Source organism: Shimia sp. MMG029, assembly GCF_027947445.1.
Classification (GTDB): Bacteria; Pseudomonadota; Alphaproteobacteria; order Rhodobacterales; family Rhodobacteraceae; genus Shimia.
On record NZ_JAQJIM010000012.1, the window covers coordinates 57,192 to 67,326 of the forward strand.

The 10,135-nt window shown below is 57.4% G+C and carries 12 protein-coding genes; 8 read left to right on the plus strand and 4 right to left on the minus strand.

The genetic code is table 11. The annotated features are described in order from the left end of the window. Nucleotides 1–43: 43 nt before the first annotated feature. The gene (locus PJL69_RS19305) at nucleotides 44–430 is read right to left on the minus strand and encodes a VOC family protein (RefSeq protein ID WP_271311145.1); all 387 of its coding nucleotides are present in this window, start codon (nucleotides 428–430) and stop codon (nucleotides 44–46) included. Nucleotides 431–535: 105 nt separating this feature from the next. Further along, nucleotides 536–2,134, minus strand: coding sequence for a phosphoenolpyruvate carboxykinase (locus PJL69_RS19310; RefSeq protein WP_271311146.1), 1,599 nt, complete (start codon nucleotides 2,132–2,134; stop codon nucleotides 536–538). A gap of 373 nt (nucleotides 2,135–2,507) precedes the next feature. Here PJL69_RS19310 and PJL69_RS19315 point away from each other — a divergent pair, with 373 nt between their 5' ends. The 7 genes from PJL69_RS19315 to PJL69_RS19345 are packed head-to-tail and all read left to right on the plus strand — an operon-like array spanning nucleotide 2,508 to nucleotide 7,930. Then, the gene (locus PJL69_RS19315; RefSeq protein ID WP_209100938.1) at nucleotides 2,508–3,209 is read left to right on the plus strand and encodes a response regulator transcription factor; all 702 of its coding nucleotides are present in this window, start codon (nucleotides 2,508–2,510) and stop codon (nucleotides 3,207–3,209) included. 33 nt (nucleotides 3,210–3,242) lie between these two features. After that, nucleotides 3,243–4,928 carry a sensor histidine kinase gene (locus PJL69_RS19320; protein ID WP_271311147.1) on the plus strand — a complete coding sequence of 562 codons (1,686 nt, stop codon included), beginning with the start codon at nucleotides 3,243–3,245 and terminating at the stop codon, nucleotides 4,926–4,928. Nucleotides 4,929–4,952: 24 nt separating this feature from the next. After that, a complete protein-coding gene (locus PJL69_RS19325; RefSeq protein WP_271311148.1) occupies nucleotides 4,953–5,408 on the plus strand; it encodes an HPr kinase/phosphorylase in 456 nt (151 codons plus the stop codon). 9 nt (nucleotides 5,409–5,417) lie between these two features. Then, the gene (rapZ, locus tag PJL69_RS19330; RefSeq protein ID WP_271311149.1) at nucleotides 5,418–6,341 is read left to right on the plus strand and encodes an RNase adapter RapZ; all 924 of its coding nucleotides are present in this window, start codon (nucleotides 5,418–5,420) and stop codon (nucleotides 6,339–6,341) included. Further along, complete coding sequence (locus PJL69_RS19335; RefSeq protein ID WP_209100929.1) at nucleotides 6,338–6,730, plus strand: PTS sugar transporter subunit IIA; 393 nt, start codon at nucleotides 6,338–6,340, stop codon at nucleotides 6,728–6,730. The genes rapZ and PJL69_RS19335 overlap by 4 nt, the downstream gene beginning before the upstream one ends. Before the next feature lie 4 nt (nucleotides 6,731–6,734). Next, entirely contained in the window at nucleotides 6,735–7,013 is a 279-nt protein-coding gene (locus PJL69_RS19340) for an HPr family phosphocarrier protein (RefSeq protein WP_247743627.1), read from the plus strand. A gap of 29 nt (nucleotides 7,014–7,042) precedes the next feature. Then, the gene (locus PJL69_RS19345) at nucleotides 7,043–7,930 is read left to right on the plus strand and encodes a lysophospholipid acyltransferase family protein (protein ID WP_271311150.1); all 888 of its coding nucleotides are present in this window, start codon (nucleotides 7,043–7,045) and stop codon (nucleotides 7,928–7,930) included. A gap of 77 nt (nucleotides 7,931–8,007) precedes the next feature. Here PJL69_RS19345 and PJL69_RS19350 read toward each other — a convergent pair whose 3' ends face one another. Then, nucleotides 8,008–8,883 (minus strand): 3-hydroxybutyryl-CoA dehydrogenase, encoded by an 876-nt coding sequence (locus PJL69_RS19350; RefSeq protein ID WP_271311151.1) that lies wholly within the window; start codon nucleotides 8,881–8,883, stop codon nucleotides 8,008–8,010. 159 nt (nucleotides 8,884–9,042) lie between these two features. On the opposite strand from PJL69_RS19350, the gene PJL69_RS19355 reads away from it, so the two are divergent. After that, nucleotides 9,043–9,870: a DUF6473 family protein gene (locus tag PJL69_RS19355; RefSeq protein ID WP_271311152.1), complete on the plus strand. Its 828-nt coding sequence runs from the start codon at nucleotides 9,043–9,045 to the stop codon at nucleotides 9,868–9,870. Nucleotides 9,871–9,948: 78 nt separating this feature from the next. Here PJL69_RS19355 and PJL69_RS19360 read toward each other — a convergent pair. Next, nucleotides 9,949–10,135, minus strand: a 187-nt coding sequence (locus PJL69_RS19360; RefSeq protein WP_271311153.1) for an electron transfer flavoprotein subunit alpha/FixB family protein, incomplete at its 5' end; no start/stop codon positions are given.

The following is a 10,135-nucleotide window of genomic DNA, read 5'->3' on the forward strand; positions in this document are numbered from 1 at the left end:
GGTGCCTTTGGGGGAGAGCGGCGGTGCGCAGGGACTGCGCACCCTACGGATTGGTGGTGAAGAGGGCGAGTTTGTTGCCTTGGGGATCGCGCAGGTAGGCGACGTAGAAATTGGCGCTGTAGGCTTCGCGAAAGCCCGGGGCGCCTTCGTCTGCGCCGCCTGCGGAGAGCGCCGCGGCGTGTAGATCGCGCAGCTGCTGTTGGTTGTCTGCCTGAAAGGCCACCATCGTGCCGTTGCCAGCTGAGGCGGGTGCTCCGTTGAAAGGGGCTTTGACATAGAAATCCGGCGAGGTTGGCGGCTCGCCAGCTGGGATGTAGCTGAGATCGCCATGGTAGTGCTCAAGCCGATATCCGAGGGCGGGCAGGAAGGCAGAGTAAAAGCGCTCTGCGGCGGGGATGTCGTCTGCGCCGACGGTGATATAGGCGATCATGTGAGGCGTCCTTTCAGAGGAAGCATAGCAAGCAAATCACCCACCGCATGCAAAAAAGCCCCGCGCGGGTGGCACGGGGCTTTTGAATTTAGGGTGGGTTGACGCTTAGCCGATGGCGGCGGCTTTCACGTCTGCGTCGATGTAAGGCAGGTATTGCTCGAAGTTGTCGGCAAACATGCCCACCAGCTTGGCGGCCTGTGCGTCATAGGCGTCTTTGTCCGCCCAAGTGCCGCGTGGGTCGAGCAGGCTGTCGTCTACGCCCGGCACAGAGACGGGCACTTCGAAGCCGAAGTTGGCGTCTTTGCGGAATTCCACATGGTTCAGGGAGCCGTCGAGCGCTGCGGTGAGCAGGGCGCGGGTGGCTTTGATCGGCATGCGGGAGCCGGTGCCGTAGGCGCCGCCGGTCCAGCCGGTGTTCACCAGCCAGCAGGTGGTGCCAAATTCCGCGATCTTCTGGCGCAGCAGGGCACCGTAGGCTTCTGGGCGACGTGGCATGAAGGGCGCGCCGTAGCAGGTGGAGAAGGCCGGGGTTGGCTCGGTCAGGCCACGCTCCGTGCCCGCCATTTTCGCGGTGAAGCCGGAGAGGAAATGGTATTCTGCCTGTGCCGGGGTCAGACGTGCGATGGGAGGCAGGATGCCGAAAGCGTCGCAGGTCAGCATGATCACGTTTTTGGGGTGACCGCCAAGGCCGTTGTCGGATGCGTTCGGGATCGACTCCAGCGGGTAGGCGCAGCGCATGTTTTCGGTGAGGCTCTTGTCCTCAAAGTCGAGCTCTTTGGTCTCTTCGTCATAGACCATGTTCTCGATCACTGTGCCAAACATCTTGGTGGTGGCGTAGATCTCGGGCTCTGCCTCTGGGTTCAGGCCGATGGTCTTGGCATAACAGCCGCCCTCAAAGTTGAAGGTGCCACGGTCAGACCAGCCGTGCTCGTCGTCACCAATCAGCGTGCGATTTGGATCGGCGGAGAGCGTGGTCTTGCCGGTGCCGGAGAGACCGAAGAAGATCGCTGCATCCACAGGGTTGTCTTTGGCGTGGTTGGCGGAGCAGTGCATCGGCATGATGCCTTTTTCCGGCAGCAGGTAGTTCAAGAGGCCAAAGACAGATTTCTTGTTCTCACCGGCGTATTCGGTGTTGCCGATCAGGATCATCTTTTTCTCGATATTGACCGCAATCACGGTCTCAGAGCGGCACCCGTGCTTGGCCGGGTCAGCCTTGAAGCTTGGGCAGTTGATGATGGTGTAATCAGCCACGAAGTGATCCAGCGCGTCGCGGTCGGGGCGGCGCAGCAGGTGACGGATGAAGAGGTTGTGCCAAGCCAGCTCGTTCACGACGCGCACGTTGATCGCGTGGGTCGGATCGGCACCGGCGGTGAGATCCTGAACGAAGTAGTCGCGGCCTTTCATGTGCGCGAGCATGTCGGCATGCAGGCGGTCAAAGGCGTCGCTGGCCATCTCGTGGTTGTTTTCCCACCAGATGGTGTCTTCGGTCATCGGGGTGCGCACGGTGAATTTGTCTTTGGGTGAGCGGCCGGTGAACTCGCCGGTGCTGACAAGGAAGGTGCCGCCATTGCCCAGCGTGCCTTCGTTGCGCTTCAGAGCATGCTCAATCAGCGCGGGCTCCATAAAGTTGTAATAGACATTGCCCAGACCTTCGATCCCTTGATCTTGCAGGCGGAATTGCGGGTTTACCCGTCCAAATGTCATTTCTTACACTCCTGTAGCCGCGCGGTTTTGGCGGCGATCTTTAATGAACTTGAGGGGGCAATAATCTTGCGCGACCACCGTCTCCTCGGCGTTGTCCGTCGGTCTTAACATGAGGATTTATTGGAAGAACAGGACGCTTTGGCATAGTTAGCGCAACCAAATTCAGGTTAGCGCAACCAAGTGTTCCGATCGGAACATTGTTGGGCTGTTTGTCTCTGAAAGTGAGACAATTTAGCCATTGGTTAGCGATTTTGCGGTCTAATAAGTCCGGTTTGAGACCCGAATCGCACTTTTGCGTTGATTGCCGGTACGCGAGATGCGCATAATGTCTAAAAAATTAGGCATAAATAAGAGCAGTAAGAGGATCCGTCCGATGTCAAGAATTGCCCTCGTGGACGACGACAGAAACATTTTGACGTCGGTTTCAATCACCCTTGAGGCCGAGGGTTTTGAAGTCGAGACCTATAATGATGGCCAGCAGGCGCTGGATGCATTCAACAAGAAACTCCCTGACATGGCTGTGCTGGATATCAAAATGCCGCGCATGGATGGCATGGATCTGTTGCAACGGCTGCGTCAGAAAACCACGATGCCTGTGATTTTTCTGACCTCCAAGGATGATGAGATCGACGAAGTTCTGGGTCTGCGCATGGGCGCGGATGACTACGTCAAGAAACCGTTCAGTCAGCGCCTTCTGGTGGAGCGCATTCGTGCCCTGCTCCGCCGTCAGGAAGCTGTGGACGGTGACATCGTGGGTGACACCGAAGACACCAAAATTATGGAACGCGGCGATCTGACGATGGATCCGCTGCGCCATTCTGTGAGCTGGAAAGGCAAGGACGTGACATTGACTGTCACTGAGTTCTTGCTGTTGCAGGCGCTTGCGCAGCGCCCCGGTTTTGTAAAGAGCCGAGACCAGCTGATGGATGTCGCCTATGACGATCAGGTCTATGTGGACGACCGTACCATTGACAGCCATATCAAACGCTTGCGCAAGAAGATGCGTACCGCGGATTCCGATTTTTCCGCGATTGAGACGCTGTATGGCATTGGCTATAGGTACAACGAAGAGTAACGACGTAAGGCCGAAAGGACCGACGTGCGAGACATGGCGCAAGGGCGGGACGGGGACGTTGTTTTGGGTGACGATTGGGTCGCGCCTGAAGCCCGTGCCGAAAGAGAAATGCGAGGTCGGCGTGACCGTCGCCGGCTGTTGCCGCTGAGCAAATCGCCTCTCACCCGGAAAATCATCACGTTCAACCTGATCGCGCTGTGCGTTCTGGTCGCGGGTATCCTGTATCTCAACAGCGCGCGTGACAGTTTTGCTGTGCAGCGGGCGTCTGGGCTTGTCACTGAGGCGCGGTTGATTGCTGGGGCTTTTGAAGCGCAGCTTCCAGCGGGGGCGCCGGTCAATCTTGCGACAAATGACGGTGTGGATGTTGCGGCCACTTTGCAAAAGCTGCCGCTGCAGACCGGCACAAGTGTGACTGTATTTGACACGGCCCCCAATGTGGTGGGCGCGAATGAGGGCAGCGCGTCAGCCTCTGCGGCTGATGATTTTGCAGAGCGTCCAGATGGCACGCCCCTGACATCTGCGCTGAGCCGACTTTGGGACGCGGTTGTGGGATCAAGTGAGCCCACAGCCCCACGTGGTGCAGGGTTGCAGGAAAAACTACTGGTGTTGGCCCAGGAAGCGGTGACTGGGGAAGAGCGCCTGGTGACGTTGACGGATATGTCTGGTGATCGTGTCTTTGCGATGGCGGTGCCGATCCGACAGGGGGCGCAGGTGGTTGGTGCCGTGACGCTGACCAGTGCGTCTGGTGAACTTGATGACATGGTCAGCTCTGAGCGGGAACGCGTGCTGCAGATGTTTTTGATCGCGATTGTGGTGTCCGTTGGGCTGTCGATGGTGTTGGCGTCGACGATTTCCAACCCGCTGTCTGATCTGGCTGCTGCGGCTGAGCTTGGCGGTGACAAAGACAACCGCAAGGTCAATCCGGGGCGCGTGCGCATTCCTGATCTTACGGCGCGGCCTGATGAAATTGGCCGTTTGTCCGGCGCGCTGCGCGGCATGGTTTCTGCGCTCTATGAGCGTATCGACAGCAACGAACAGTTTGCTGCCGACGTGGCGCATGAGATCAAGAACCCCTTGGCGTCGCTGCGTTCGGCGGTGGGATCGCTGCGGGTTGTGAAAAAGGATGAGCATCGCGAGAAATTGCTGAACGTGATCGAACATGACGTGCGTCGTCTGGACCGTTTGGTGAGCGATATTTCCAATGCGTCGCGGCTTGATAGTGAGCTGGTCAAAGAAGAAGAAGAGACCTTCGACCTGTTGGTGATGATTGGCAATCTGGCGCAGTATCTGAGCGAGGATGCGAAATCAAAGAGCATCGATTTTATCTCCGATCTGCCGGAAGGGCCGATTGATATTCATGGGCTAGAAGCGCGTTTGGCGCAGGTGTTTGTCAATCTGATCACCAATGCGATCAGTTTCTGCGAAGAGGGTGACGCGATCCGGGTTTGGGCGCGGCGGCGTGAAAACCGCGTGCTGGTGGTGGTGGAAGACACCGGGCCAGGCATTCCTGAGCAGTCGCTGAACAAGATCTTCAACCGTTTTTACTCCCATCGGCCCGAGTCGCAGTTTGGCAATAACTCTGGTCTTGGTCTCGCGATTTCCAAACAGATCGTCGAAGCCCATGGCGGTGTGATCTGGGCCGAAAACATTCGCCCCACAGATGCGGATGTGACCTCTGAGCCGTTGGGCGCGCGCTTTGTTGTTGGCCTGCCGGTCTGAGTTATGGAGCAGGCGCGCAGCAATATGGTGAGCGCATCAACAGACCAGCCGAAAGAGCAGGCAGACGAAGTTTTGCTGCACGGATCCTGTGTGGCAGATGCAGGGCGGGCTGTGTTCATCCGGGGGGCATCCGGGCGCGGAAAATCCTCTCTGTCGCTTCAGTTGATGGCTTATGGTGCGACGCTGGTTGCGGATGACCAAACGCTTGTGCGGCAGGCCGGAGACGGACTTTGGGTGCGTGCGCCAGACACCACACGTGGGCTTGTCGAAGCGCGTGGGGTCGGTATCTTACGTGCGGAGACAGAGGCGCAGGCCCGATTGCAACTGGTTGTGGATTTGGATCAGACAGAGACGGATCGTTTGCCGCACCCGCGCGAGGCGCATATTCTGGGCCAGCCGGTACCAATGCTCTGGGGGGTGGATGCCCCTTATTTTGCGGCGGCGATTTTGCAGATGCTGCGCCATGGTCGAAACGCTTAAGGACGGAACATGCCCGCCTCTGAGAACACTTATCCACTTGTTTTGCTGACCGGGCCATCTGGCGCTGGACGATCAACCGCGATCAAAGCGCTGGAGGATGTTGGGTTTGAAACCATCGACAACCTGCCGCTGGGACTGCTTGAGCGGTTGCTGTCCGGTGAGCCATTGCGCCAGCCGATGGCGCTGGGGCTGGATGTGCGAAACCGCGACTTTTCTCGGGACGCTTTGCTGTCTGCGATGGATATCGCGCGGGCGATTCCGAATGCCGCGGCGGATCTTCTTTATCTGGATTGTCGCGCAGACGTGCTGCGCCGGCGGTACAATGAGACGCGCCGCAACCACCCGATGGCGCGACAAGAAGATCCAACCGAAGGCATTGACCGTGAACTGTCGCTGCTGAGCGGATTGCGCAACCATGCGGATGTCTTGATCGACACGTCTGAACTGAGCCCGCACGAGTTGCGACAGGCGGTACAGGGGCGCTTTTCACAGTTGAGCGATCAGGCGATCGGGCTGACGATCACATCGTTCAGCTACAAGCGCGGCTTGCCGCAGGGCGCCGATATCGTGATTGATTGCAGATTTCTGCACAATCCGCATTGGCAGGAAGATCTGCGCGCGTTGGATGGCGGGGACGCCGCTGTTGGCGCCTATGTCGCTGAAGATCCGGGATTTGTCCCCTTCATGACAACAGCGCAGCAGATGATTGATGGGGTATTGCCTGGATATATCCGCGAAGGGCGCAGCCATTTAATGATTGCGTTTGGGTGTACGGGGGGCAAACATCGCTCTGTCTTTGTCACCGAAACGATGGCCGAATCCCTTGCAAACAGGGGCTGGCAGGTGTCTATAAGGCATCGCGAGCTTAATCGGTTTGCCTCGCTGCCTGCCCGCAGACCGATTTGCCAGGAAGATGGGGAAAGAACAGTTTGATCGGAATAGTCATCGTCGCACATGGCGGGTTGGCCAAAGAGTATCTGGCCGCCATGGAGCATGTGGTCGGCGCACAGGGTGCTGTTGCGGCCATAACGATTGAGGCCGATCATGATCGCCCCCAGAAACAGCGTGAAATTTGTGAGGCTGCCGACGCCGTAGATCGCGGCGATGGCGTGGTGATTGTCACCGATATGTTTGGGGGATCTCCATCCAATTTGAGTCTGCGCGCCTGTGCGCCGAGCAATCGTCGCATTCTCTATGGTGCAAATTTACCAATGTTGATCAAATTGGCCAAAAGCCGCCATTTAGATGTGGCCGAGGCCGTGCGCGCTGCGCTAGAGGCCGGTCGCAAGTATATTGACAGCCAAAATATTCAAGCAGGGTAGTGACATGAGCCAGATTGTCCAACGCACGATGCAGATCGTGAACGAAAAAGGCCTGCACGCGCGGGCCTCCGCCAAGCTTGTTGAAGTTGTCGAAGGATTTGACGCCACCGCAGAAGTCGCGAAGGATGGCTTGAGTGCAGGTGGGGACAGTATTATGGGTTTGCTGATGTTGGCGGCCTCCAAAGGCACCAGCATTGACGTAGAAACCAGCGGGCCAGACGCTTTGGCCTTGGCCGACGCCATTGAGGCGCTTGTCGCAGACAAATTCGGCGAAGGCTTTTAATCGGGCCGCGGTGGCACAGGAAGACGGACTTGGTAGACACAGTGCCAGAGGCGCAGGTTAACAAACCTGCCAGCGAAACCGACGGTCATATCTATGATCGGCGCACGTTGACGTATGCCAATTCTTTTGATGACCGTTGGACGGCCTTCGCCATTCGCGCCATCGAATGGTTCACAGGCAAGCTGACCGTGTTGCGCATGGTGAATAAGTTTGAGCGCAGCACCGAGCAGTATCGCGGTCAAAACTTCTGGCGTGGTGCGCTGAATGTCATGGGCATTGATCTGACCACCCCGCTGGAGCAGCTGGATAATATTCCGACAGACGGCCCTGTGGTTGTGGTTGCCAACCATCCCCATGGTATGGTGGATGGCATGATTTTTGCCGACCTGATCGGACGGGTGCGCCAGGACTATCGCATTTTGACGCGCTCCGTATTGACGGGGCTGGATGAGACCGCCTCCAGCTTTATGATCCCGGTGCCGTTCCCGCATGATCCTGACGCACAGCGCAAGATGGTTGAGATGCGCGGGAACGCGATGGCGCATCTGAAAGAGGGGGGCGTTGTAGCGCTCTTCCCATCCGGGGTGGTGATGAGCTCTGACACTTGGTTTGGCCCGGCGATTGAGCGGGAATGGAATGTGTTCACAGCACAGATGATCCGCCGGTCTGGTGCGCGCGTCGTGCCGATTTTCTATCCGGGGCAAAACAGCCGTGCCTATCAAATTGCCAACAAGATTTCTCCGATCTTGCGGCAGGGGCTGCTGTTGCACGAGATCGTGCGCTCCTGTCACAAGCCGCAGAAACCGGTGGTTGGCAAACCTTTGACGGATGAACAGATGGAGCGCCTGCACACGGATCCGCGTGGTTTTATGGCGTGGCTGCGCCAGCATACTCTGGATCTGGGCAAAGGCTCATAAAGCGCGATTTCTCCACGTATTGATGTCAGGCGCGAAGGGAGATCCTCGCGCCTTTTTTGTGGCTCACACTGTGCGGATCAGCGAGTGGGAACCGGTGTTTCGCCACGGTAGTCATAAAAGCCGCGCTTGGTTTTGCGACCCAGCCAGCCCGCTTCGACATATTTGGTGAGCAGCGGGCAGGGGCGGTACTTGGTGTCTGCAAGGCCGTCGTGCAGTACGTTCATGATCGCAAGGCAGGTGTCCAGACCGATGAAGTCTGCGAGTTCCAGTGGCCCCATCGGATGGTTTGCACCCAGCTTCATGGCGTTGTCGATGGAGGCGACGTTTCCCACACCTTCATAGAGCGTGTAGCAGGCTTCGTTGATCATTGGGATCAGGATGCGGTTCACGATGAAGGCCGGGAAGTCTTCGGCGCTGGCAGCAGTTTTGCCAAGGCGCTCCACGATGTTCAGACAGGCTTTATAAGTGGGCTCATCGGTGGCGATGCCGCGGATCAGCTCGACCAGTTGCATCATCGGAACAGGGTTCATGAAGTGGAATCCCATGAAACGCTCTGGCCGGTCCGTGCGGCTGGCGAGACGTGTGATTGAGATCGATGAGGTGTTTGACGTGAGAATCGTATGTGGTGCGAGATGCGGCTTCAGGGTGTCAAAGATCTGATGTTTGATCTCTTCTCGTTCCGTCGCGGCTTCAATGACCAGATCGGTGGTGCCAAGGTCGGGCAGTTTCAGCGTGGTTTTGATGCGGCCCATGGCTTCGGCCTTTGCATCGGCGGAAATCTTCTCACGGCTGACCTGCCGTTCTAGGTTTTTGTCGATGCGCGCGACTGCGGCCTCCAGCGCATCCTGATTGATGTCATTGAGCAGCACATCATATCCCGAAAGCGCCATAACATGTGCGATGCCGTTGCCCATTTGGCCCGCGCCAACGACGCCAATCGTTTTGATGTCCATCTTATTATCCTCTCTGAGCTCTGCGCAGACTTTATGCCTGCCTCCGCAACAGCCGCAAGGGGGAGGAGTCTCTAAAACTTATGTCAAAGGCGCGCATTAGCCTTTTAGCAAGAGCTTTGCGCGATTCTCCCAAACGGGTGAGAAAATTAGGGTGAGATTATGTCTTACGAGAAGATGGATGGCGGTGCGCTTGAGTACGAGCCCTGTCATTATGGCGAGTCGCGACTGATGTTTCGCGGGCCGCAGAAATCGTTGGATGATCCGTATGTCGCATTTATTGGCGGGACGGAAACCTACGGGAAATTTGTGCAGCAGCCGTTTGTGGAGATCGTCGATCAGACACTGTCGCTTACATGTGTGAATTTGGGCTATGTGAACGCTGGCATAGACGCCTTTCTGGCTGAGCCATCTGTTTTAGAGATGGCGCAAAGGGCCGAGGTCACCGTGCTGCAGGTCATGGGCGCGCAGAATATGTCCAACCGGTATTACAAGGTGCATCCGCGCCGCAACGATCGGTTTATTGGCGCCTCCAATATGATGCAGATGGTGTTTAACGAAATCGATTTTAGCGAGTTTCATTTTACGCGCCATATGCTGGGCACGCTGTGTGCCCGCACGCCGGATCGCTATTCCATGGTCCGCGATGAGCTGCGGATGGCGTGGAGCGCACGGATGAAGCTTTTGCTCAATACCATTGGTGGCAAAGTGGTGCTGTTGTGGGTTGCTGATCATGCGCCTGAGACTGCGCTTGGCACCAGCGGGCTGGGGCCGGACCCTCTGTTTGTCGACCGACTGATGATCGAAGAGCTGCGGCCTTTGGTGGAAGACGTGGTTGAAGTTGTGTTGAGCGAAGACGCCTTGGCGCAAGGCGTGGAGGGGATGGCGTTTGGCACGTTGGAGCGTGGGGCCGCGCAACGCATGCTGAGCGTCAAAGCCCATGAGGAGACCGCTGCGGCCGTGTCTGAGAGCCTGAAGGCGCTAGTGTGAGGCACAGGCCTTCGGAGCACAGTGATAAAAAAGGCCCGCCAAAGTGGCGGGCCTTTCTGTGTCTGTGTGCTGTCCAGCTTATCCGAGTTTTTCGGTGAGGGCTGGTACGGCGTCAAAGAGGTCTGCGACGAGGCCGTAGTCTGCCACCTGGAAGATTGGGGCTTCTTCGTCTTTGTTGATCGCGACGATGATCTTTGAGTCTTTCATGCCCGCAAGGTGCTGGATCGCGCCGGAGATGCCCGCTGCGATGTAGAGCTCAGGCGCT